Origin of the sequence: Pontibacter aydingkolensis (assembly GCF_019443125.1) — a bacterium.
GTDB lineage: Bacteria > Bacteroidota > Bacteroidia > Cytophagales > Hymenobacteraceae > Pontibacter > Pontibacter aydingkolensis.
Genome location: NZ_JAHYXK010000004.1, coordinates 72,485 through 96,964, shown reverse-complemented (window position 1 = coordinate 96,964; position 24,480 = coordinate 72,485). Strand labels below are relative to the sequence as shown.

The 24,480-nt window shown below is 45.2% G+C and carries 14 protein-coding genes; 1 reads left to right on the top strand and 13 read right to left on the bottom strand.

Annotated features, from left to right (window positions below; translation table 11 throughout):
• Nucleotides 1–148: 148 nt before the first annotated feature.
• On the top strand, nucleotides 149–3,520 hold the full coding sequence (locus K0O23_RS06585) for a PQQ-dependent sugar dehydrogenase (protein ID WP_219876609.1): 3,372 nt from the start codon (nucleotides 149–151) through the stop codon (nucleotides 3,518–3,520).
• Between the two features lie 83 nt (nucleotides 3,521–3,603).
• Here K0O23_RS06585 and K0O23_RS06580 read toward each other — a convergent pair whose 3' ends face one another.
• The 13 genes from K0O23_RS06580 to K0O23_RS06520 form a co-directional block, all read right to left on the bottom strand.
• Nucleotides 3,604–5,826 carry an Ig-like domain-containing protein gene (locus K0O23_RS06580; RefSeq protein ID WP_219876608.1) on the bottom strand — a complete coding sequence of 741 codons (2,223 nt, stop codon included), beginning with the start codon at nucleotides 5,824–5,826 and terminating at the stop codon, nucleotides 3,604–3,606.
• A 698-nt stretch (nucleotides 5,827–6,524) separates the two neighbouring features.
• A complete protein-coding gene (locus K0O23_RS06575) occupies nucleotides 6,525–7,154 on the bottom strand; it encodes a class I SAM-dependent methyltransferase (RefSeq protein WP_219876607.1) in 630 nt (209 codons plus the stop codon).
• Nucleotides 7,155–7,348: 194 nt separating this feature from the next.
• On the bottom strand, nucleotides 7,349–10,789 hold the full coding sequence (locus K0O23_RS06570) for a PA14 domain-containing protein (RefSeq protein WP_219876606.1): 3,441 nt from the start codon (nucleotides 10,787–10,789) through the stop codon (nucleotides 7,349–7,351).
• Nucleotides 10,790–11,315: 526 nt separating this feature from the next.
• Complete coding sequence (locus K0O23_RS06565; protein WP_246596967.1) at nucleotides 11,316–12,602, bottom strand: glycosyl hydrolase; 1,287 nt, start codon at nucleotides 12,600–12,602, stop codon at nucleotides 11,316–11,318.
• Nucleotides 12,599–13,438 (bottom strand): glycosyltransferase family 2 protein, encoded by an 840-nt coding sequence (locus tag K0O23_RS06560; RefSeq protein WP_219876605.1) that lies wholly within the window; start codon nucleotides 13,436–13,438, stop codon nucleotides 12,599–12,601. Before K0O23_RS06560 ends, K0O23_RS06565 begins: the two co-directional genes overlap by 4 nt.
• A gap of 11 nt (nucleotides 13,439–13,449) precedes the next feature.
• Complete coding sequence (locus K0O23_RS06555) at nucleotides 13,450–14,697, bottom strand: glycosyltransferase family 4 protein (protein ID WP_219876604.1); 1,248 nt, start codon at nucleotides 14,695–14,697, stop codon at nucleotides 13,450–13,452.
• 13 nt (nucleotides 14,698–14,710) lie between these two features.
• The gene (locus tag K0O23_RS06550) at nucleotides 14,711–15,646 is read right to left on the bottom strand and encodes a nucleotide-diphospho-sugar transferase (RefSeq protein WP_219876603.1); all 936 of its coding nucleotides are present in this window, start codon (nucleotides 15,644–15,646) and stop codon (nucleotides 14,711–14,713) included.
• Nucleotides 15,647–15,707: 61 nt separating this feature from the next.
• Nucleotides 15,708–17,009 carry an O-antigen ligase family protein gene (locus K0O23_RS06545; RefSeq protein ID WP_219876602.1) on the bottom strand — a complete coding sequence of 434 codons (1,302 nt, stop codon included), beginning with the start codon at nucleotides 17,007–17,009 and terminating at the stop codon, nucleotides 15,708–15,710.
• Nucleotides 17,010–17,021: 12 nt separating this feature from the next.
• The gene (locus tag K0O23_RS06540) at nucleotides 17,022–18,230 is read right to left on the bottom strand and encodes a glycosyltransferase family 4 protein (protein WP_219876601.1); all 1,209 of its coding nucleotides are present in this window, start codon (nucleotides 18,228–18,230) and stop codon (nucleotides 17,022–17,024) included.
• 44 nt (nucleotides 18,231–18,274) lie between these two features.
• Nucleotides 18,275–19,792, bottom strand: a complete 1,518-nt coding sequence (locus tag K0O23_RS06535) for a lipopolysaccharide biosynthesis protein (RefSeq protein ID WP_219876600.1) — start codon at nucleotides 19,790–19,792, stop codon at nucleotides 18,275–18,277.
• 78 nt (nucleotides 19,793–19,870) lie between these two features.
• The gene (locus K0O23_RS06530) at nucleotides 19,871–22,246 is read right to left on the bottom strand and encodes an exopolysaccharide transport family protein (RefSeq protein ID WP_219876599.1); all 2,376 of its coding nucleotides are present in this window, start codon (nucleotides 22,244–22,246) and stop codon (nucleotides 19,871–19,873) included.
• Complete coding sequence (locus K0O23_RS06525) at nucleotides 22,243–23,013, bottom strand: polysaccharide biosynthesis/export family protein (protein WP_219876598.1); 771 nt, start codon at nucleotides 23,011–23,013, stop codon at nucleotides 22,243–22,245. Before K0O23_RS06525 ends, K0O23_RS06530 begins: the two co-directional genes overlap by 4 nt.
• A gap of 360 nt (nucleotides 23,014–23,373) precedes the next feature.
• On the bottom strand, nucleotides 23,374–23,583 hold the full coding sequence (locus K0O23_RS06520; RefSeq protein WP_219876597.1) for a hypothetical protein: 210 nt from the start codon (nucleotides 23,581–23,583) through the stop codon (nucleotides 23,374–23,376).
• Nucleotides 23,584–24,480 lie beyond the last annotated feature (897 nt).

Here is a 24,480-nt window from a genome sequence, read left to right as displayed (position 1 = left end):
GTGGTCAAGCAAAGAATCGTGCTTTCATTCAAATAATTCCCTTTCAAGATATTTGCATAGCTATACCTTTTTTGCATTAAAGAGCTGTATAGCCCTGATTTTTATAATATGGTCTGGCCAGATAACCTATGCACAGCCCACTGGCTTTGTGGAAGAAGAAATAGGAGGCCAGTGGAATGCAGCAGTAGGGCTTACCTTTTCGAATGATGGTAACAGTATGTTTGTCTGGGAGAAAGGCGGTAAAGTATGGATTGTAGAAAACGGACAGCGGCTACCTACACCATTGATTGACATAAGCGAAGAAGTAGGCGACTGGGGTGACCATGGTTTGCTGGGCTTTACCCTGGATCCGAATTTTGAGACCAATGGCTACTTTTACCTACTGTATGTAGTAGACCGCCACCACCTGATGCACTTTGGCAAAGGCAGCTACAGTGCTTCTGCAAACGCATACTTTGATGCCACAATTGGCCGCGTAACCCGTTATACATCCAGTAACCGCAAAACTGCCGACATGAGCAGCCGCAAAGTTCTTTTAGGCGAAACTCCTGCCACAGGCATTCCGATCTTATACGAATCGCATGGTGTGGGCTCAATAATCTTTGGAGAAGACGGTTCTCTTCTTATTTCTACCGGCGATGGTGCCACTGCAGGTTGGCTTGATAAAGGATATGACCCTACGCAACCCAACGATACCTATGTGCCACAGGCCTTGCAGGATGGCATAATTACAGCAAAAGAAGATGTTGGAGCCTTTAAATCGCAGCAGGTAGAATCGCTTAATGGTAAAGTGCTGCGTATCAATCCGGAAACAGGTGCCGGCTTGCCCTCAAACCCATTCTACAACGCTGCTACCCCAAATGCGCACGCCTCTAAAGTATGGGCATTAGGTTTACGTAATCCTTTTAGGTTTACACTTCGTCCCGGAACAGGTAATGCCAACCACCCGGGCACACTGTATGTTGGCGATTCCGGCTGGCAAAGTTGGGAAGAAGTTAACGTAGTGGATGCAAAAGGAATGAATTTTGGATGGCCGATCTACGAGGGATTTGAGGCACAGCAATATTATTCAAACACAGGAGTTCCGAATCCCTTTGCTCCGAACCCATTAAATGGACAAGGCAACTGTACGCAACAGTATATCAATTTCCAGTTTCTGATTGTACCTCCTAAAAAAACAGAACCGCCATACTTTGGCAACCCTTGCAAATACGACGAAGTAATTCCTGATAATATTCCCACATTTGTGCATGCCCGCCCTGCTATTGATTGGGTAAATGATATTGTTAGAAACGGAGTAGAACCGGCTGCTAATGCACGGGTTGGTACATTTGACGGAGAAAATCCTACAGTTGCTAAAATAGGAGCGGCAGGCTCTCCTGTTTCCGGACCACAGTTTTACGGAAGCTCCTCAACCGGAGGTATATGGTATACCGGTACCGATTTTCCTGCAGAGTATCAGAACACATACTTTTTTGGCGATTATGGTGCAGGCTGGATACGCAATGCTTCTTTTGATGGCGCAGAGAACCCGACTACTGTGAAAAACTTTATCAGTTCCGATGCCAACGTTGTGGCGCTGGCAACAAACCCGGTAACCGGAGGTTTATACTATATCAACTACGCCACGCAAATCAAAAAAGTATCTTACTATGCCGGCAACACACCTCCAAAAGCTGTGGCAGAGGCCGATAAACTGTATGGCACCAGTCCGCTTACAGTACAGTTTAGCAGCGCTAAATCTACAGATGCGGAAGGGCAGGCACTAACATACGAATGGGATTTCGGAGATGGCTCAGCCAAAGTAACCACAGCCAACCCTAGCCATACGTTTACTTCTTTAGAGGTAGGAAAGCAGTTTACTGTTAAGTTAAAAGTTACAGACGCAGAAGGGCTAAGCTCAACTGCTACGTTGGTGGTTTCTGTTAACAATACTCCCCCTGTAGTAAACATAACCAGCCCGGCAGAAGGCACCAAGTATCCGTTAACTGATAAAACAGTATACGACCTGCGGGCCACTGTAACAGACAACGAGCATAATGCCAGTCAGTTAACCTACGAGTGGCAAACGGTGCTGCACCATAATACACACGTACACCCTGAACCGATCGACAATAACCCCGAAACCACCACCACCATCACACCAATTGGATGCGACAGTGAAATATACTTTTATCGTATCAACCTTAAAGTGACTGATGCCGGAGGGCTTTCCGCTACAGATTATGTGGATTTATATCCTGAGTGTGGCGGTAGTGTTGTAAAATCAGTCAGGGTTATCTCTCCCGAGAACAACAGCAACTTTGCAGTTGGAACCCATATCCCATTGAAAGTTAGTTTTATGGATGCCAGTAGGGTATGGAACAGGGTAGAATATTACCAAGGCAGCAGTATTATAGGAACAGCTTATACTTCTCCTTTTGACTATGAATGGACAGGCGCCCCGGCAGGTAGCTATAGCATAACTGCTAAAGCTTATGACAACGAAGGGCACGAAGTAACCTCCGATCCGATCACGATTACTGTCGGAACTTCCAGCCAGATTGACCTGTCGAACTGCCTGCCTGGCCTGGTACACTACTTTGGCCTGGACACAGAAACTACTAAACAGCACCGCGATTTTGCATCGTCAGCTACGGCCAACTGCGAAACCTGTCCGCAAACAGTACCAGGTAAGTTTAACGAGGCACAGCGGTTCAATGGCACAGCTACAGGACTTAATATTGCTAATGTGACTAACTTTAACTGGAACAAAGACGTGAACTTCACGATCAGTTTCTGGATGAAGAGCAGCACAAACAACGGTACCAACTCAGTGATTATAGGCAGAAATGCTGTAAACAGCAGAATGCATTGGTGGGTAGGTCTGAATACAACGGGGCAGGCAATCTTTATGCTAAAGGATGTAGACCATATCGGTATTTACCTGGGTGATAAAGGCCCTAGCCTAACAGATGGCCAATGGCACCAGATAACAGCCGTAAGAGATGGCAGCAACCAGAAAAGCAGGCTTTATGTAGATGGAGTATTGCTGGAGGAAGTAACTTATTTCTACACCAAAGGCTTTGAAGGGCAGGTGCCTGTAACAGTTGGCTACATGCAACTGGACAATGGCTACCACTATTCCGGCGACCTGGACGAACTGAAAGTATACAACAGAGCTATACTTCCGGAAGAAGTTGTGGCTACCTATAACAGCGGAAACGGCAGCTACTGCGGCAGCAATGCATTAGGCATAGTAGATAATGAGAATTTCGCCGGTACTTTCGAAGTTTTCCCTAACCCGAACAGAGGTGATATGGGGATTTACGTAACCGACCTGTTGCCTGGCGAAGCCACAAGACTAACACTGACAGATGTAACCGGCAAAAAGGTGTTGGTAAAAGAAGTAGTGGCTACCTCTAAAGGTGTAGTTCAACTCAAACTTACTTCTGATGTCAACCTGGGCTCAGGCTTGTATAATCTGGTACTTACTTCACCTGACCGTAGTATAAGCCGTAAAGTTGTAATCGTTAAGTAAATGAGATGATGCTTTTATAAACTTACAAAAGAGAAAGGCGCCTAAACTTTAGACGCCTTTCTCTTTTGTATATGTATTGTGGGTTACTCTTTAATAACCTTAATCGATTCGGTAGTTCCTGTAGTGTCGGTAAACATAACGTAGTATAAACCGCTCTTAAGTTTCGTGTCTGAAAGGTTAATTTCCAGTTTGTCGTTAACAAGTGCAAGGCTGCCTTTCTCTTCGTACACAATTTTACCTGTCTGGTTCTTTAGCACAACACGCTGCAGGTCTACTTTCTTTGCAGTTAAATCCAGTACAATAATATCATTGAAAGGATTTGGGTAGGCTGTTCTACTCTGATAGTCCAGATCAGCTGTCGTTGACCCACCTGATGGAGGAGTAGTTCCGGTTGCCGGGGGAGTAGTGCCCGTAGTCGGAGGAGTAGTCCCGGTTGTTGGTGGATTAGTTCCGCTTGTTGGCGGAGTGGTGCCTGTAGTTGGTGGGGTGGTTCCGGCAGTTGGGCCTGCTGCAACTGTAATTGCTACTGCAGCCGAGGCTTTGGTTGCACCCTTATCGTCGGTAGCTTTAGCTGTGAGGCTGTAAGAACCTGCCGTAGCGTTGGTCCAGCTGTAAGTATAAGGAGCAGTTGTGGTCTCTCCTAATTTTGTTGTTCCGGAGAAGAATTCAACTTTACTTATCTTTCCATCAGTATCACTTGCATCTGCAGTAATAGTTATCGCGTTACCTGCCGTAAAGGTGGCGCTGGCTTTAGGAGATGTGATCGTAATGCTCGGAACCTGATTTTGAGTAGGAGTCTGTGCAATACTGGCAGTTACTGTAACAGAAACAGCAGCAGATACTTTGGTAGCATTTTTATCATCGGTTGCCTTTGCCGTAAGATTATAAGTACCAGCCGTAGCATTAGCCCAGTTAAAAGCATAAGGCGCTGTTACAGCTTCGCCTAACTTAATAGACCCTGAGAAATATTCTACCTTCGTTACTTTTCCATCTACATCGGTAGCGTTGGCAGATAGCGTGATCGGATTGCCTGAGGCGAATGATGCACCGGATGTAGGAGAAGTAAGAGCCACGATAGGCGCCTGGTTTGGTGCTGGGGCAGCAGACGATGAGCCGTTTGGTCCAAGTACGATGCCGTTCTGCTGCAGCTTCAGTGTCCAGCGGATAAATTCCTCAGCTTCCATAGCCTGTGTAATGGCTCCGCCCGGGATATGTGTATTGTTTGTGAAAGAGGCATGCTCCTGCACTGTGATATCGTTACGGTCGCTTGGGTATCCGCCCCATGCCGTGATACCTACTACGTTGTTGTCGATAGAGTTGGCGAAGGTGGTGTTCTTCTTGTAATAGTCCTTGCTCCAAAGTCCACCAGAATACATGCCAAACTTAGTGCCGTCCTTAAACTTGGCAGAGCTTACAGCACGGTTGTGGTGGTAACGGATGTTGTTACCGCCGGCAATGCCCATCGAGTAGTTGCCCAGGTTCACCAGTTGGTTATCGTGTGCTTCAACGTAGGCAGGGCAGGTGCTGATGTCGCCGTCACCGTCGGTGATGATACCGCCACCAGAAAAACTTGTACCTGTATGCGGAGCAGGGTAAGCTCCCTGGATATAGTTGTTGTGGATTTTGATCGGTGAAGAAGGCGTGCCTTTTGTATTGTAGATATTGATGTTGTCTTCTACTAAGGAGTTACCGGCCTCGTTGATTACCTGATTCCAGGCTACTTCAGCGTGGGCAATTGCGTTCTTAAAGTTAAACTGCATGAACTGGGAGTGCTCTTTGGCACCACCGTACACACGGCCGTCAATGTTTTTTACGATGTTGTAACGAACCTTGATCGTGTTAGAAGGAGACCCGTTTCCTTCGTAGCGGGTACCTGTGTAAATACCGGCAGTGCTTTCCATGTAGCAGTTTTCTACAACCAGGTTGGTAAAGTTGTTAACCGTTACGAAGCGGCGCGGCTTCTTGTAATTAACGTATGGTGTCTGCTGAATGCCATAGCCCTTGGTATGGCGCACGGTAAGATTTACAGCATAGCCCCAGCTTTTGATCAGATAGCCGGCTCCGCGTATGTTTGAATTCTCAATTACTACAGGCTCTGTGGTACGTATCTCTACTGCAGGAACTTCAGAGTCTCTTGACTCCCAATTGCCGGTATAGGTACCGCCCTTGGTGATGATAATCGGAGCGCTATAAGACTGTGCGAATGATTTTGATATTGGGAATAGTATAAATGATACTAAGGTGAGCATGAAGGCAAAAAATACCTGGCTAGCTCTCTTATGAGAATAAGAGGTTAGTGAATTCATCTTCTTTGGCTAAAAGTTGAAATTTTAATTTTACTAATAATGTGGCTTTAAGAAGAGGTCCTGGTTCTGTTGGCGCATCCCCGGGTCGTTGTTAAAACCGTTTTTGTAATAGTTTTCCTTTTGGCTTTTTGACTAAATGATTCACATATAAGTTGTTGCAAATATAAGGGGGTAAATCTTACAATTGCTAACATTTTTGTTAATTTTCTAAAAAAAATTATACAAGATAAATATATTTATACTCTTGAAACATTTTATAAGCTCTTTTTTTAAATGTTATACAGGTTTTTTGCCCACGTAAAATATTTTAAATAGTTACCCTTCTTAATAAAGTTATATGCGTTTTAAGCTAGTATTTAGAAGTAGTATTATAAAATACTACAAAAAGCTTTACGTTAACACAATCTAAAATAACCGATAGTTCTGGCGTGGCCAGTAGGAGATATGGTACACTAAATTTAGGATCCCTTTAACTTTATGTGCTTATAACTTTAGATAAGCTAAAAAGTGGATATCTACGGGACTAACTACAGACAAAACGCCACCTCGTGCTCGTATGCTACCAGGTAGCAAGTATAAATCTGGCAAAGTTGGCTTCGCACAAAAAAAGGCTCGTTATTATACGGGCCTTTTAATCTGTGAATGACAAGTTTATGTAGAAGAAATCTATAAGAGTACGCAGTGGTTTATGTTGTACACTAATTTTTTATTCCTTTAACCATATAGCTGCCATAAACATCAAAGTATGGAAAATTCTCGCCAACATACTTGGATGCTTTGCCACTTCCGAAAATAGAAGCTACTTTAAATGAATTCCTCTCAAGTTTTTCACGAAGACTTGGCGGTGTCATTATATTCACGTGCGAAGGGTCTTGAAGTACACCGGTCCGACCAAGCTTGATCATAACAGAATGAGGATTAGGAGTTGTAAGCAAAGCTATCCCCCCTTTTTTGAGTACTCTGTTAAACTCCTTTAAAACCTGATGGAGCTCATCTTCCGGTATATGCTCTACAACTTCCCCGGCTACAATTGCATCAAGGCTATTATCTTCTAAAGGAATTTCTGCAGCAGAGCCAAAAAACAATGCTTCATATATTCCATCCGGAATCTGCTTCAGACGCTCTTCTAATAGTTCGATGCCGTAAATTTTTAAATCAGGATTTAGGTCTTTCAGGATTTTGCCCCCTCTGCCTGTATTACAGCCACAATCAAGAACAGACTTGGTATCTTTTGTAAAATGCTTATAGAACTGTTGGTATCTAAAAGGAGTAAACATATCTGTTTCGCTCCATACCTGTTGCATGTTTAGCTCTGAAGTATTAATCATGTGTTCGGGTTTTAGGGTGATATATAAGCTTATACTTATATTCCGTGATAATGTTTGACTATATCTATACTTAGAAAGCACTTGCTGGATTGTAATGGATGTGCATATAGGCTGTTGAGAACTAACCACATAAAAAAAGAGCGCCTGCAGCATTTGCTGCAGGCGCTCCAGTAATAATTTAGGATGACTCCTGTTTATTCTTTGATCAACTTAAGGGTATTGCTCTTTCCTGTAGTATCCGTATACTTCAGGAAGTATAAGCCCGCTTTAAGTTTGGTGTTGCTTAGGTCTATCACTAGTTTAGCGTTGTCCTGCTTCAGGTTGTTCTCAGTGTATACAACTTTACCAGCCTGATTCAGGATCACAACTTCCTGTAGCGTAATTTCTGTAGAGCCCAGATCCAATGTAACTACATCTCTGAACGGGTTAGGGTAAGCTGTTGCACCTTCAAACTGTAGCTCTGTGTCAGTGCCAACTAAGGCAGAAGAACTCATTGCCTGTATCGAGATTGGTGACAATCTGTTGCCGGCAATCGGTCTCTCCAGCGCGCCGTTCGGCAGCTGCCAGCCCACGGCCAGGTTGTCCCCGCCGCCGCCCTGCAGCATCAGCGCCTCGATGTAGTAACGCTTGCCCGCCTCCAGGGTGATCTTCACCGACTGCTGGCTGGCGTGCCTGGTCCACTCGCGGGAGCCGGTCCAGCTGCTTGATGATGCGATCTTCACTTTTCTGGCAGGGTCCTCAGAGGTGCTCAGGAAAAGCTCGGCCATGTCGTCGGCAGCGATCCAGAAGGTGTACTGGCCCGAAACCGGCGCCGTCACGTAACCACGCACGCGCTGGCCGTAGTTGTTGCCCTGGCCTGCAGGCGCCTCAAAAGAAGATAGTTCAGAAGTAGACGTAGGTTGTGTACTTGTTGGAATCACGCTTACAGATGTACCATGCACGCCTGCCCAGAAATCTCTTGTGATTTTACCGGTTCCAACCGTAGTAGTTGGAGTCGGAGCCGGCTCAGTTATAGTTGGTGTTGGAGTCGGTGCAGGCTCTGGTGTTGTAGTTGTAGCCGTGCTCCCCAGCTGCGAAAGTCTGTTGCTTGCAATCGGTCTCTCCAGCGCGCCGTTCGGCAGCTGCCAGCCCACGGCCAGGTTGTCCCCGCCGCCGCCCTGCAGCATCAGCGCCTCGATGTAGTAACGCTTGCCCGCCTCCAGGGTGATCTTCACCGACTGCTGGCTGGCGTGCCTGGTCCACTCGCGGGAGCCGGTCCAGCTGCTTGATGATGCGATCTTCACTTTTCTGGCAGGGTCCTCAGAGGTGCTCAGGAAAAGCTCGGCCATGTCGTCGGCAGCGATCCAGAAGGTGTACTGGCCCGAAACCGGCGCCGTCACGTAACCACGCACGCGCTGGCCGTAGTTGTTGCCCTGGCCCGTCGGCGCCTCGAAAGACGTCAGCTCAGTCACAGAAGTCGGCTTGGTGCCTACCGGGATCACGCTCACCGATGTGCCGTAAACGCCTGACCAGAAATCTCTTGTGATTTTACCGGTTCCAACCGTAGTAGTTGGAGTCGGAGCCGGCTCAGTTATAGTTGGTGTTGGAGTCGGTGCAGGCTCTGGTGTTGTAGTTGTAGCCGTGCTCCCCAGCTGCGAAAGTCTGTTGCTTGCAATCGGTCTCTCCAGCGCGCCGTTCGGCAGCTGCCAGCCCACGGCCAGGTTGTCCCCGCCGCCGCCCTGCAGCATCAGCGCCTCGATGTAGTAACGCTTGCCCGCCTCCAGGGTGATCTTCACCGACTGCTGGCTGGCGTGCCTGGTCCACTCGCGGGAGCCGGTCCAGCTGCTTGATGATGCGATCTTCACTTTTCTGGCAGGGTCCTCAGAGGTGCTCAGGAAAAGCTCGGCCATGTCGTCGGCAGCGATCCAGAAGGTGTACTGGCCCGAAACCGGCGCCGTCACGTAGCCTCTCACGCGCTGGCCGTAGTTGTTGCCCTGGCCCGTCGGCGCCTCGAAAGACGTCAGCTCAGTCACAGAAGTCGGCTTGGTGCCTACCGGGATCACGCTCACCGATGTGCCGTAAACGCCTGACCAGAATTCACGGGTGATCTTGCCTGTTCCTCCGGTTATGGTAGTAGTAGGTGCAGTAGTTGCCGTGTTGCTTGTTGCTACTGTAATGGAAACGGCATTAGATACTTTGGTAGCACCCTTGTCGTCGGTTGCTTTTGCAGTAAGGCTGTAAGATCCGGCAGCTGCGCTGGTCCAGTTAAAAGTATAAGGAGCGTTTGCAGCTTCGCCAATTTTGGTAGCACCTGCGAAGTATTCTACTCTAGTTACAGAACCGTCTGCATCGCTTGCATTAGCAGAAAGGGTAATTGTATTTCCTGCTGTGAAGCTTGCACCTGCAGTTGGCGAAGCGATAGCCACGTTAGGAGCCTGATTAGTAGTAACTGTGCCTGAAGTACCGTTTGGTCCCAATACGATGCCGTTCTGCTGCAGCTTTTGTGTCCAGCGGGAAAATTCCTCGGCTTCCATAGCCTGCGTAATGGCTCCGCCCGCAATATGGGTGTTGTTTGTAAATGAAGCATTTTCTTTCACAGTAATGTCGTTACGGTCGCTTGGGTATCCACCCCATGCCGTGATCCCTACCACATTGTTGTCGATTGAGTTTGCAAACGTGGTGTTCTGTCTGTAGTAGTCCTTGCTCCAAAGTCCGCCGGAGTACATGCCGAATTTAGTGCCGTCCTTGAACTTGGCAGAACTCACAGCGCGGTTGTGGTGGTAACGGATGTTGTTACCGCCGGCAATGCCCATCGAGTAGTTGCCCAGATTTACTACCTGGTTATCGTGTGCCTCAATGTAAGCCGGGCACGTGTTTATGTCGCCGTCGCCGTCAGTGATGATACCGCCACCTGAATAAGTAGTACCTGTATGCGGAGCAGGGTAAGCACCGTAAATGTAGTTATTGTGGATCTTGATCGGAGAGCTTGAAGTACCACGGGTGTTGTGGATGTTGATATTATCCTCTACTAAAGAGTTACCAGCCTCATTGATCACCTGGTTCCAGCCAATCTCAGCGCCTGTGATGGCACCTTTAAAGTTAAATTGTACGAACTGAGAATGCTCTCTGGCACCTCCGTATACGCGTCCGTCAATATTTTTAGCAATGTTGTAACGAATTTTTACAGTATTGCTGGTAGTACCGTTGCCTTCATAGCGCGTGCCTACGTAGATACCGGCTGTGCTTTCCATGTAGCAGTTCTCAATTACTACATGCTTAAAGTTGTTAACCGTTACGAATCGGCGCGGCTTCTTGTAGTTAACGTAAGGTGTCTGCTGTATACCGTAGCCCTTGGTGTGGCGCACGGTAAGGTTTGCGGCATAGCCCCAGCTTTTGATCAGGTAGCCGGCACCGCGGATGTTGGAGTTCTCGATAATTACTGGTTCGGTGGTACGAATCTCTACGGCTGCAACCTCAGAATCTCTTGATTCCCAGTTGCCGGTGTAGGTACCGCCCTTGGTGATGATAATCGGTGCGCTGTATGTTTGCGCGAATGATTTGGTGATGGGAAATACTACACAAATTACTAAGGTGAGCATGAAGGCAAAAAACGCCTGGCTAGCTCTCTTATGTGCATAAGAGGTTAGTGAATTCATCTTCTTTGGCTAAAAGTTGAAATTTTAATTTTACTAATAATCTGGCTTTAGGAAGAGGTCCTGGTTCTGTTGGCGTATTCCCGGAACATTTCTAAAGTCCTTTCTACAATTGCTTTCTTTTTAGTTGTGTGGCTAAATGATTCACATATAAGTTGTTGCAAATATAAGATGGAAAAGTTTACAATAGCTAACTTTTTTTCGTAAAATCTTTAAAAAATTATAAGAGGTAAATAAAGTGATATTAATGGATAGGTGAAAAACCTCTTAAATTATGTAATAAAGCGAATTTAAGCGCAACGGGTATTTGTTAAAAAGGTTTTTGTTATAAATAAAGTTATATGATTTAAGTTGTGATTTTGCTGGGTTAACTAGCACTTTTATTTAGTTAAAAGTTTGAGTTATAACATGGAAATGATCAATAAATACATGCTATAATTTAAATAAATAATGAGTTATATATATAGTAATATACAAATACATAAAGAAGTTAAAGGAAATGCTGTGCAATTATATTTGCAGAGATCACTTATTTGTAATCTATAACTTTATTGGCAGTGGCTTTGGAGGGTTGTGGTCCAAGTCGTATGTTATTGTGTGCCAGTTTGTTTAACCACAATTCATACTCTTGCTTTTCCAGGGTAGGGGTAATCTCTTCAGGAAGTATCGTATTGTCAAATGTCTCGGCGGCTACAAAAGTGCTGTCCATTATTTCGTTACGCCAGGTTCCGGTTTGGCCCACAATACCCAGTGTATTATGGTGCATCTTGTTTTTAAAGGTAGAGTTCAGCTTGTAATAATCTTTAGCCCAGATGCCGCCGGTCCAGCAACTGTAGAGGGTATTATCTTCGAATCTGGCAGCTACAATGGCTCTGTTCCGGTACATCTCTATGTTATTACCACCAGCAATGCCGAGGCAATAGTTACCCAAGCCCACCAATTGGTTATCGTATACTTTAAGGTAGGCTGTAGCCATGGTAGAGTCTGTTTCCGGGGAGTCAGTAATAATTCCACCCCCTGTATACTTCTCAGCGTTTGCTGGAAAAGGGAAAGCACCTTGTATATAGTTGTTATGAATACGGATAGGGGATGCCACTGTGCCGCGTGAGTTGTAAATGTTAATGTTATCCTCCACAGCAGAGTTGTTCGGTTCATTAATCACCTCGTTCCAGGCTATCTCGATGTGGGGAGCCTCACCGCGGTAGTTAAACTGCACAAACTGTACTTTTGCTAACCCGTTATAAATACGGCCATCAATGTTTCTGGCCCTGTTGTAGCGTATCCTGATTGTATTCTGAGGTGTGCCGTCTCCTACATATCGTTGTGCCAGGTAAATGCCAGCCGTGTTTTCCATGTAGCAGTTCTCTACAACTATGTTCTTAAACACATCAACATTTAAAAATCGGCGTGGCTTCTCATAGTTTGAGTATGGTGTGGGGGTAATGCCGTAGCCGGAACTATGACGGACAGTAATATTGGCAGAGTATCCAATTGAGCGAATAAGATGCCCTGCGCCACGGATGTTGGAATACTCTATAATGACGGGTTCTTTTGTTCTGATGTCGATGGCAGGCACATCAGAGTCCTTGGATTCCCAGTTGCCGGAATAAGTGCCGCCTTTGGTTATAATTAACGGCCCTTGATAGCCTTGCTCGGCAGCGTGAGGCGACATGTGCATGGCTTTGATCAAAGTTAAGCCGGCCAACACAAATAACAGTAAAAGTATGAAAGCAGAAAGTGCACGCCCGGTGCTTTTCTGGCTGCCGGGCGCTAAAAAGTATAAATGGGAGCTATTATCTGATAAAGTATAGGTCATTTTAAAATGTAACCGAATATGCGCCTTGCATACCCGTTGGCAAGGTAATATGGTATGTAAGGGCTAGGGCAATTCTTTAAGGTAAAACGTGTGAAGTCACGCAGGTTACCGCCTCCTTTTATATCGAACAGGTGGTTGTAAAAGTTTTTGATTGATTTAGACTGCCTGTTCTTGCGTTCGCCGCTTTCTTCGGGGTAGGTATAAAGTTTTGCGTCGTAGTTGCAGTACAGTTCAAAGCCATTGCGTAAGGCTGTATGGGTGTAATCATAGTCTGCTACATAGTGCGGGAAGTTGTCCTGGTCCAGCAAACCTATTTTCTCAAATACTGCTCTGGGTATGAGCAGGCCGCGGCCTGGTAGCTGTGATACTTTATGGATGCCTACCTGTTTTTCTTTTGGCAGTTCCTGCAACAGGTAACGTACTTTGTTCAGCTTAAAGTCTATTACCTCGCCTCCAAAGGCAGGCTCACGCGTGGCAGCGTCCATCTCCAGTGCTCCAAGTATGGCATTAGGTTTCTCGGCCATCCACTTGTAAGTCATCTCGATAAAGTCAGGTGCCGCCTCCAGGTCATTATTGAGCGTCATAACATATTCTGCACCGAGTTGCAGGGCATGCTTGATACCCATGTTCACACTGGCCGTCCAGAATAATCCGCCATCCCCGAAAAGTACTTCCACTTCCGGAAACTCTTCTGCCAGCATATCGGCAGTTCCGTCAGTAGAACCGTCATCTACTACTATAACTTTAAAGGAGGTGTTGGTTTGCTTGCGTAATGATAAGAGACACTCTTTGGTAAAATGCTTTCTGTTAAATACAGGTATAACTATATAAATCATAGGTGTAAGGGCTAATGTATAACTGGCAGCTCTTTAGTATCAGCTAAAGTATACTTGCCGTAGAACTCATTAATATGTTTGGTTTTTACAGGCCATGTCTGGGATTTAGAGAATTCGTACCCATTTTTTCCCATCTGTGATCTTAGCTTAGGATCATGGTATAGCTGCTCCACAGCATTGGCCAACTGCTGAACTGTTTTCTCGGGTGTAGTTACGGAAATTTTGATACCAGCGTTATCAGGAACCAGATTTTTTCCGCCATGCAGGTCAAGGGTAAGTATGGGCAGGCCGTAAGCCATCGATTCCAGGAACTGGGCCGCAGAAGAATCACGGAGGCTGCAGAACATGAACAGGTCACTTTCGGTGTAGGCGCGTTTCACCTCGTCCCAGGGCACCTGGCCTTTCCAGTTTACTTTGCCTTCTAGGTTATGCTCTTTTATCCACTGTGGCACCATATCGCGCATCTGGCCATCTCCAAGAATAGTTAACTCATACTTTACAGCCGGATCTACCTTGCCTAGCGACTCCAGCACAAGCGGCAATCCTTTACGGGCAAACAAGCGTCCTACCCACAATATCTTCATCACATCTGATGGTTTGCGTTCAGGGTATGCTTCGGGGTAAAAGCTTTCCGGCAGACTTGTATCCAGAAACATCTGCGGATTAAGTGCTCCGTTGGCGCGGGCCATATTGTAAGTATCTTCGTTGGTGGCTAGTACAAGCGATGCATGGCGCATGGTTTTGCGCACGTCTGGGTTAACTTTCAAAAGGAGCTTACTGATCCAGGAGCGGACAACTTCTGTTTTCCACCAGCCATAAAAATATTTTTTAAAGGCTCTGGGTGCTTCCTGTCCGCCACCGGCAGGGCCAAAGATTAGTGGTTTGTTAAGCCGCCACAATGCAGTACCCAATTGCAGGCTACCTATGGTAACGTGGTGTACCAGGTCAAAATCGATTTCTTTATCGAGCTCTCTTGCTTTTCTGTAAGCCTGCTGTTGCCAGCAGAGATAGTGCGGGTAAAAGCCCAGGTGATACTCAAATAATTTATCTATAAGCTTTGGCAACTCCACAAACACGATATGCAGGTTGGGCAGAGCCAGCCTGTCAACTTCTTTTTCGATATTTTCACGTCCCTCAACTGTGGTGAGGCACCATACTTCGTGGCCTAGTTTCGCTGTATTCAGAGCCCAGTTCCAGCCATTGCCCAGTTCTGTGCCGCGGTTGGGCTCACATGCATATGCTGATAAAAGTAATTTCATGTTTGGGTGGTGTTTAAAGGCTAAAGCTGAAAATAGCTTTTAGCTTAGCACTTACCTTGTTCTTGATCAGGTAATTAAAGTTTCTTTTGTCAGACTCAATGTCTCGTAAAACAAAGCGCGGGTGACGAAGTGGGAAAGCTATTTCCTGTTCCTGCACAAAAGCGTTTTTGTCATGGAGGTTAAAAGTATGCGTAGCATCCTCGCCAAAACCGATATTACGTACCAGGTTTACTTCAGGAATAATGCAGAGCCCTGAGTTGCTATACACTGTAAATTCCCATTGATAGTCCCAAACATCTCCTTTTTGTATATTGGCATATGTTTTCTCCAGCTGACCAAGTCTATACTTTTCTTCCAGCTTGTTCAGGAAAATGCCGTTCAGGTAGCCTTTCTGCTTTAGTTCTGAGTAAGTGGGGATATGGAAGTCAAAAAGCTGCCAGGCGCGGCGCCAGGTAGCCCAGCCCCAGGCATTCACTTTATCTGAAAAATAATAAGAGTAGTCGTTATCGCGGCGCCACCCATTCAGGTAGTTGTTGCCGCTTACATGCATCACACGGGTATCGTATTTATACTTTTCGAGCACCTCCTGGCAAAACCAGAAAAAGCTTTGAGAAGGCACGCAATCATCTTCCAGGATAATGCCTGTTTCTTCGTGCTCAAACAACCATGAAATAGAAGTAGAGGGAGCAACGCCACAGCCCAGGTTCTGCTCCTGGAAAAGCGTTTTTACCTCGCAGTCCCAGTCTACCTGTTCCACAATGCGTCGGGTTTCGGCACAGCGCTGGGCGTCTGTTGCCACGTGGGAACGGGGGCCGTCGGCGGCAACGTAAAGTTTTTTGGGTTTTACTTGCCGTATGCGGTCAAACACCTGTTGTGTGGTATTGGCTCTGTTAAATATGATAAGCAACACCGGAGTGTGCAAGGGTTCGTTTGGAGTAGAAGTACTCATACTGGTATAAGGGTTATATATAGGATAGTACTGCTATTTGTGAATCGTGGTTTTGTAAGATTTAAGCAGATTGCAATGTTTTTTGCTGATTAAGGCGGAGAGACTTCATACGCATACCCGATGCATGTATAAATGTCGGGTAAGTAACTTTTTCTTCCTCTATGGCAGCAATGGTCCAGCCGATAACTCCATAAAAGAAGATCGGAAGCACATATGAAATGCCAAATATGAAGCCGCTGCTGATAAACGCCACCAGCATGATCTGGTTTATAGTGAGCACGCGCATGCGTATAGCTTTCACGATAGGGTAGACGCTGATAAGCAGGAATAGAATAAAGCCAACCAAGCCAGTATAAAAAAAGACCTCAACATAAAAACTGTGGAAGTGATGGCCATTTCCGTCCTCAAATACCGGCGCATTCAGGTCGTCGCGGTAAAATTGGATAGGAAGCTCAAAGCCCTCAAAACGCATTCCCAGCAAAAAGTTCTCCTGTATAAACGGCAGGTAAGACAGCCACTGCTGGTAACGCCATCCTCCTGTTCCCTGGCTGTCAAAGTTTTCGATATCGGAGAAACTCTCCTGTACCTTTTCGATGATCTCGGGATGTATGGAAAGTATAAATCCGCTGGCAACTATACCCAACACACCTACCAGCGTGCCAACAGGTAACAGCTTGGATAGGAAATTGATGGGCTTATCTGTTTTGAACTGTATGAAAAAATAGTAAACCGCCAGCACAAATGCAGTTGAGATCCAGACGGTACGGTGCTGGAAAAAGAAAATGGCAAACAGCACAAAGAATGCCAGGAAAAGGCTCGAGAACTTACTCTTATAAAAGTAGTTGCTCAGAAAGTATAAAAACGGCACCACCAGCATATACACAGAGTTAGAGTAAACACCCCTTTCGTGATTGGTAAAAGCAGACACACTTAGCGTATGCGGGTTGATCAGCAGCACATTCGCCCAGAAACCAATAAGTATAAACCATACTACATGCTGTGTTTTAAGATGGTAGTTGGCCTTGTAGTAAGTATATACAAAGAAGCTGAACGTGAAGATGAGTACTTTAAAGAAAACGTGCGGATACACCATGAAGGAACCATACACGTACTTGGACTCAAACACAAGGGCAGCGATATAAAGCAGCAGCAGGAAAAAGGCCAGCCGCATGTATGTTGACATACGCTTAAAAAACAGGATGCAGTACAGCATTGAAGCACCAGACATGAGTTTTGTAAACATGTTCAGCAGCATAGCCTGCGAGTATTCGTTATTAGGCGCAGCCAGTTCCAAAAACATCTGGTCCATGAACATGACCAGTGCAAGTGGTATAATAAACAGGAAAGTGTAATTAAACTTCATACCCTTTTTATATTAAGCGCGCATTATGTTATTGCTTGTTTCGGTGGTCTCTATATCTTGTGCAGGTATAAGCCGCTTTCCAAGTATTTTAGCGTAATACCTCAGGTGCTGGTCTATTATAACTTCTTCAGAGTAGTTATTACGCGCAAATTCATAAGCATTCTGCACCAGGTCTTTTGCCAGCTGCCTGTTTTGCATTAACTTATCTATACTGTCCGCGATTGCCTCCGGGGAATTAATATCACACAGTAAACCTGCTTTTCCATTATCCAGCAAGGTGGGTACATAACCGCTTTCCTTACCGCCTATAACAGGTGTACGGGCAATCATTGCCTCCAGCAGCACCATGCCAAAGGATTCTTCCCTGGCAGGGTGTAAGAGAATTCTTGCATGGCTTATCTCGTGCAAAACCTTATCATAAGGCTGCGTGCCAATAAACTTAACCCCATCTGCAAGGTCGTTTTCCAGGGCATATTGCTGGGCAGGGCCTCCTGGCTCCATACCTGCACCTAACAGGTGATACTCTAGTTTCGGGTATTGTTTTCGGATAATGGCAAAGGCTTGTAAAGCGGTACTAATGTTTTTGCGGTTAGAAAACCCCATGCTAACTGATACCAGGTAGTCTTGCTTCTGAATTGGCACTTCCAGTTGTTCTTCCAGTTCGGCGGGATAAAAGTTGTTGATTACGATCGTTTTTTCCCGGGTTCCTTTATCCAGCATGTTATACGTATAACTGGAGTTGGCAATCAGATGAGTCGCTTTGCTTACCACAATGTAATTAATGGCCCAACGAACCAACCGGAAAATATCCTTGTGCTGCAGCAATATCTGTAATGCCACATCGTGCAGGCTTACTACAGTAGGAATTCCTGATCGGAGGGCAGCCCATCCATACTCATAAGACCAGAAGGCACTGATAAAATCGCAGGGGTGCTGTTGTATTTGCTTTTGCAGTTCTTTTACCTCGAACTGAAAAAAACGCCGTCCGGGTTGTGGCCGCTGTGGTGCGATGCATACAGTAAGGTGCTTGCCTTCTAATACCATGGGCTCTTCTATAAAGGGAGAGTTAGTATAAGCTACTACCTTAAAACCGCGGCGCAACAGCGCATTAACGAAATGAGTTGAAAGTGGAAAGGAGTTAGTTTCCGGAAAGTCCTGGCCTTTCAGCTCCCAATCCAGTAATTTTAAATCTATCGGTCCGCAAACTCCTATCGTCATCATATCAAAATGCTTTTGTATTATAAACGGATAACGAGAGCCCCAGGCTACGCTTCCTTTAATATGTATTTGTAAATAAAACGGCTTGATGTACTAGTCCCTTCACCGTTAAACCCCATTTTATTGAACAACATTTGCAGCTCGGTGCGCAGTAGCTTATGTGGGAAGAGTAATGTGAGTAGCAGCAGCAACACAGCCCCTGTTATTATTTGGGCCGCAAAAGTTAATACTACAGGAGCGTCGGCGCTTCGCAGCAATGAGCTTACCAGGTAAATCCCAAGCGCCACCAGCACACCGTTAATCACGCCTGGCAAATAAATGGATAATTGCTGCCGGTAGGGGAGCTGTAACACATTGTGCATTACACGCTGGTACATGGCCATACGCACCACTTCGCCAATAAGTACAGCTAAAGCAAAGCCTACAAGGCCGTACTCACGCAGGAGAAAGAACAAGCCGCTTATTACAAGGATAAAAACTACGTTTAGAACAATCTTAACATTAAGTATAGCCTTTGCGTCGCACACAATACCTGCAAACATGGTAATAAAGCTAAGCGCTAGTGCCATGCACAATACCTGTAGCACCGGCACCGATTCTCCCCACTGCTCTCCCAGAAGTATCCTTACAATCTCCGGGGCTGCTACTGCAATACCAAGGCACAAGGGAATAACTATGGCAGCTAACAAAGTAATACTTGACAGGTAGATACTCCCCAGTTTCTGAATGTCGTTCTGTATTTTACTGAAACTTGGAAATATAACTTTCGTGAACGTGCGAGTAAGCATGTACATTGGTAAGTTAATCAGCATATACGCACGGTTGTAAAGTCCCAGTTTATAAGAGCCCAGCACACGGCCTATCAGTATGGTGCCAAACTCCTGGCTTAAGAACTCCAGAAAACTTATAAACGACATCCGGCTACCATAACTGAACAGCGGTTTGTAAGGGGCCAGGCGTAATTGGAGCATGACATTGTGCCGTACAACAACATAAGCACCCAAAGCCATTATTGCCGCTTGCAGCAGTGTAGCATAAATCAAACTCCACACACCGTAACCGAGATAGGCAAGCAAAATGCCAGCACCAAGATAGGCAACCACATAAGATACTACCTCCAGTATACTAATTGCTTTAAAGCGCATGTCGCGCTCCAACATACTTACAGAGGTAACTGCCGCGCCGTTTATAATAAAAGACAAAGCCATTACCTGTACAATGGGGGTTACATCCGGATTCTTGAAGAAGGCTGCAGCAAAAGGGGCAAGGAGCCAGGTTATCCCTGCGAAAAGCAAGCCAAGTACAAGTGAAGCAGTAAAGGCAGCCCTTATATGCTGTGGCTCCAGGTTCTCCTTTTGTATCAGCGCTTTGGTTAGGCCCATATTGGCAAAATAGCTTCCGAACCGAAGTATAACGCTGGCTATTGCCACCAGACCGAATGCTTCCGGGCTTAAGAGGCGCGCCATGGCAGAAGTATAACCAATCTGCATAATTGCATTGGCAACTGTAGCCGTCGATCCCCACTTAAGTCCGCTAACAGCCTTAGAGGCTATATTATTACTCATTCGTATTTAGTCGTATTACATGTAGCAGTGTACATACTTTTGCAGCAACTGCCGGGTTAATTCTGCTGGTAGCTTTGATCAGACGTAGTAGTAGCTCGCCTTACGCTTATAGCCATACTCATAGGTCTTGTCAAAGTTCAGATCGTTGATTACAATGTGTATATTTTTGATCTTCTTGGCCGCATAGAGTTCATTTACCTGGTTTAGCAGGTCCTTGTTGGTATACTTGTGTTTCACAACATAGATGTTAGTATCCATGTGTTTCATAAGTATAAAGTACTCTGATACATAACCGATTGGCGGCGTGTCAATTACCACATAATCATACTTGCCGCGGAGTTCTTCAACCAGTTTCTGCATACGAGGCATCTCCAACAGGTGAAGCGCGTTGTCTGGAATAGGGCCGCAAGGTATAATGTCCAGGTTCTCGTTGTCGGTCTTCTGGATGACTTCTGCAGAGGACATATCCTGGTTCAGGTATGTTGACAAGCCTACTTCGTCGCTAACGTTAAAGTATTTACTGAATGTTGGCTTACGCATGTCAGACTCTATAAGTATGGTGCGCTTACCAGAGGCGGCAAACTCACTGCTCAGGTTAACAGAGCAGAATGTTTTACCCTCGCCGGAAATAGAAGACGTAACGCCCACTACTTTAAAGTCTGTATCAGCCATTAGGTACTGCAGGTTAATGCGAATAGACCTGAAGGACTCTGCAATAGCCGATTTTGGGTTGTTTTTAACAGCCAGTTTATCAGACTTGCTGCCATGCGCAATAACTCCTAAAAACGGAATATTGGTAATGTCGCTGATGTCGTTCTTACCCTGTATCGTGTTGTCAACATTATCAATCAGCACGATAAGACCAGCAGGTATAGCCAGTCCGAGCAATAAGGCCAGCAGGAAAATCATGTTCGGCTTTACGTTTACCGGACCTCTGCCCCAAAACGAAGCGCGGTCAACAATCTTCTTGTCGGTTGTGTTGGTGGCTAAAGAAATAGCTGCCTCAGCGCGTTTTTCCTGCAGGAACTCATACTTCTTGTCAATAAAGTCTGCCTGTCCTTTCAAGTCGGCCAGGCGGCGTTCATTCTCCGGCTGTCTTGCCAACGTATTCTCCAGGGTAGCAATTCGCTTGTCGGTTTCTCTTATGGCTATGTCTGCCGACGAGATAAGGTTTTTAAGGTTAGCCACGATAGCGCTGCGGATACTGGCAATTTTACCGTCTATCTCTTTCAGCATCGGGTTTATTTGCGTGGCACTAGCTTTATACCCGGCCTTCTGCTTATTAAGCTCCGATAACTCAAGGAACAGGTTTGCCAGAATTGGGTTCTGCACTCCGGCCACTGCCGGAGATACAGCCTCTGTAAAGCCTTGGTTGTCCTCAATCTCTTCCAGAATGGCAGTATAGTACTGGCGGTCTGTGTTTAGTTTTGCCCTGTCTATTTCTAACTGCGATAACCGTTCGTACGTGCTGTTAGCCTGTGCATCTATGTTTGATATCTTGTTGGCAGATCGGAAAGACGACAAGGCCTGCTTGCTTTGCTTTAATGAATCAGTAAGCGTTGCTATCTGGCTATCAATAAACTCCAGCGTTTTACGACCATTTGTGTTCTTTTCTTCCAGGTCGCGGGCCACATACACATCCATCAGCGTGTTCAGAAACAGAATTTCTTTTTCAGGTATGGTGCCTTTTGTGCTGAGCTCTAAAACGCGCGAATCTCTTTCTATTGGGTCTATGTTGAGCGTGGCAAGGCGCTGCCCTACCTGGCTTTCAAGGCTGTTAAGAACAAAGTAATACTTCTTGGCTGGCATTTCACCAGCTGTTAACTTGTTACGCTTTAGTGTGATGTTTATGTTCTCGTCACTGTATGGCTCGCCAAACTTAAGCACTTTAGTAAAGCTGATATAAGGTACATACCCTAGTACTTCGTGTCGGTTAAAGTTATAGCGCGGTATGTGCTCGCCTTCAACAGTAAGCTCGTACTCGTTATCGTTCAATATCTTAACCTCAAATGGCACATCCACCAACTGTGCGGCAGATGTGTCCAATTCAACAGTATAAGGTGTTGTCTCAAACTGCTCCTCCTTTATCAGGTCGAAGCCGCTGTTAAGCCAATGGTCAGGCACTTTGTAGTATGAAGTAGAAAAATCCAGGCGCTGCAGGGTTGCCTTCACCATGTCTGCGGATTTCAGCAAGCCAATCTCATCCTCTACTTTGATACCTTTGTCCTGTACATGCAGCAGTTCTAGAAGCTCCTGGGCTTTTTTAGAGCCCGTTTGCTGATCGCCGAGCAGGAGAGTAGCGTGGAAAGCGTAAATCCGCTCAGAGGTTTTTACATACACGTAAGCTAATGCAAGCGAGAATAATGTAAATGCAGCAAATAAATACCATTTCGATCTGAACTTGAATAACCAGCTTCTCAGGTCTATTTCATGTTCTTTATTCTTTTTTCTCATTGTATGTTTACAAAGTTTAATATTAAAGCCGCCGTAGAAAGCACTCCGAGTACGGTACTTACAATAACCAGGTTATCTCTCTTTATCTGCGTTTTGCGCGGCTCAACATAAAGCACATCGTTTGGCTTAAGGTAGTAGTACTGAGATTGTACGAGGTTTGGGTCTTTGAGGTCGAGCAAAACCACCTCTGTGCCACCTGGTTTCTGCCGTATTAGTTTTATGTTCTCTCTGCTCGCGCCCTGGGTTAGGTCACCAGCCATACTAAGCGCTTCCAAAAGGCTTGCTTGTTCATTATACACGTAATAGTATCCAGGGTTGCGGACATCACCTAATACGCTGATCTTAAAGCTAATAAGTTTTGTTACGACAGTGGCGTCGTTTATGTACCTGTCCAGGCTTCGCTGGATTTGTTCCTGTGCCTGAGCAACAGTTAACCCGGAAACCTTTAGTTGCCCGATAATAGGCAGCGTTACCCTGCCTTGCTGATCAATGGAGTAGCCACTCAGAAAAAGGCTGCTTGGCCCTGTTATACCAAAAGCATTGCTCGGATCTACTATGTTGAAAAGATTTGAAGTTTCTGGCTGCACACTAAGCACTTTTATAGAAAGTACATCGTTAGGCTGCAGTTCGTATTCTTTATAGGGAGTGGTAAAATTGGTTGGTGTGTTCTTCTTTAGCTTTTCGTTTTGCATGTAAACCAACTCTTTCTTCGTAATGCAGGACGTAGCAAGGAAGATAAGTAAGAGATAGCAAAGAATCTTTCTCATGTTTAACTGTTAAGGGTGTTAATTAGCCGTAAATGGCAAGCTAAACGGTTTAGTCCTTATCATAAGGAAAACTGTTCAGGTGTATAAAATTATTTCAGCCATATATACTTATGATGGCCTAAAAAGATGCTGAAATGAGAAGATATTCTGTAAAATTAATATATAACCTTTGTTTTTAGGCTATCATGACGGTTTTTAGAGTTCGTCAAGGAGTGTGAGGGAGATAGGAAAGGTGACTGCTGTGCGCCTGGGAAGTATAGCTTATATTAGAAAAGTATAAAAATAAAGAGGTGTTTTAGCATAAGTCCCAACACTTTATACTAAAATACCTCTCTTTGGCTTATATTACTTTAGGGATAACTATTCAATCCATTTGGTTCTTTTGCTTTTAGCTGCAACCGGTTCGCGCTGCGTTTTGGCAATTGCACCTGGGCGGCGTACAAGCTGCTGTGCAAAACCCTCTACATGTTCCAGTATTCCACCTTTTAATTTCCATCCCATAGGTATAAAACCTGCTACTTCTGTTGCTAAAATTTCTAAATCAGGGGCAACTATAATATTGTATTCCATAATGATAACCTTTTAACTATAGATACAAGCTACAAAATAAATCTTATGAAATCCAGCGGCGCTACGAAAAAAGTTTTCAAAAGGTTACATTCGTTAAAATAATTTAGTAGTTAACAGGAAAAGTTATACTTAACACACTAGTTTAAGGGAATTAAATAAGTTTAATGCTACTCAAAGACTCACCAAATGTTTTAAAAGGTAAACAGTAAAAGGCAGGAGTATGGGCCTTAGCTAGCTACAGCTGATAGCTAGTACGTCGGGGATAGGGGAGTTGTACTATTGCTGTTTAGGTTTTTGTCTGTAATAAGCTGATATTTAGTTTATATAGTAGCTTTAATCTGTATTTATCACAAACTGCGTTTGGCCTGTGTCATTACTGGTTCAGGAGAAAGCATAACTGTGGTTCACAAGTATATCGCGTACCATTGTTAATCCAGGCCTAAATCAGTTTCTCAAGTAAAAAATGCTTTTCAGCCTGCACCACTCTTTCGTGCCGCAGTTTGCTTATCATGCGGTTATATACATTAGCAAGACCCTCCAGATCCTTTTGCCCGACTGTAGTAAAAGAGATAGAGAAGCCTTTGTCTTTTATATACTCTATGTCGACCCTAATCAGGTTAAGCGGTTAAAAAAATGACCTGTAAAGTTAAGTGGTGATAAAGATCGAGCAAAGTATGAGACGCTCCATCCCAGAAACAAATACTTGCTTTGCTTCAGCAGGTGGCAGGCCTGCACACCCGGCAGTGTGCACACAAACACAGCGAAAAGTATAAATTTACTGCGCTGGTCATAAGGGATGTTAAACTTATCAAGGCAACGGTATAATGCTGCTCTTCTTAGACCTAGCGCGGGCTACTTTGCTGATGTTGTTCTGGTAGTATGCCATTGATTTAGCGA

What these genes read in the sequence shown, in the direction of transcription:
- K0O23_RS06545 (WP_219876602.1), bottom strand. Translation starts at nt 17,009, where the DNA reads ATGAAGTTTAATTACACTTTCCTGTTTATTATACCACTTGCACTGGTC.
- K0O23_RS06555 (WP_219876604.1), bottom strand. Translation starts at nt 14,697, where the DNA reads ATGAAATTACTTTTATCAGCATATGCATGTGAGCCCAACCGCGGCACA.
- K0O23_RS06570 (WP_219876606.1), bottom strand. Translation starts at nt 10,789, where the DNA reads ATGAATTCACTAACCTCTTATGCACATAAGAGAGCTAGCCAGGCGTTT.
- K0O23_RS06550 (WP_219876603.1), bottom strand. Translation starts at nt 15,646, where the DNA reads ATGAGTACTTCTACTCCAAACGAACCCTTGCACACTCCGGTGTTGCTT.
- K0O23_RS06565 (WP_246596967.1), bottom strand. Translation starts at nt 12,602, where the DNA reads ATGACCTATACTTTATCAGATAATAGCTCCCATTTATACTTTTTAGCG.
- K0O23_RS06580 (WP_219876608.1), bottom strand. Translation starts at nt 5,826, where the DNA reads ATGAATTCACTAACCTCTTATTCTCATAAGAGAGCTAGCCAGGTATTT.
- K0O23_RS06520 (WP_219876597.1), bottom strand. Translation starts at nt 23,583, where the DNA reads ATGGAATACAATATTATAGTTGCCCCTGATTTAGAAATTTTAGCAACA.
- K0O23_RS06535 (WP_219876600.1), bottom strand. Translation starts at nt 19,792, where the DNA reads ATGAGTAATAATATAGCCTCTAAGGCTGTTAGCGGACTTAAGTGGGGA.
- K0O23_RS06525 (WP_219876598.1), bottom strand. Translation starts at nt 23,013, where the DNA reads ATGAGAAAGATTCTTTGCTATCTCTTACTTATCTTCCTTGCTACGTCC.
- K0O23_RS06540 (WP_219876601.1), bottom strand. Translation starts at nt 18,230, where the DNA reads ATGATGACGATAGGAGTTTGCGGACCGATAGATTTAAAATTACTGGAT.
- K0O23_RS06575 (WP_219876607.1), bottom strand. Translation starts at nt 7,154, where the DNA reads ATGATTAATACTTCAGAGCTAAACATGCAACAGGTATGGAGCGAAACA.
- K0O23_RS06530 (WP_219876599.1), bottom strand. Translation starts at nt 22,246, where the DNA reads ATGAGAAAAAAGAATAAAGAACATGAAATAGACCTGAGAAGCTGGTTA.
- K0O23_RS06560 (WP_219876605.1), bottom strand. Translation starts at nt 13,438, where the DNA reads ATGATTTATATAGTTATACCTGTATTTAACAGAAAGCATTTTACCAAA.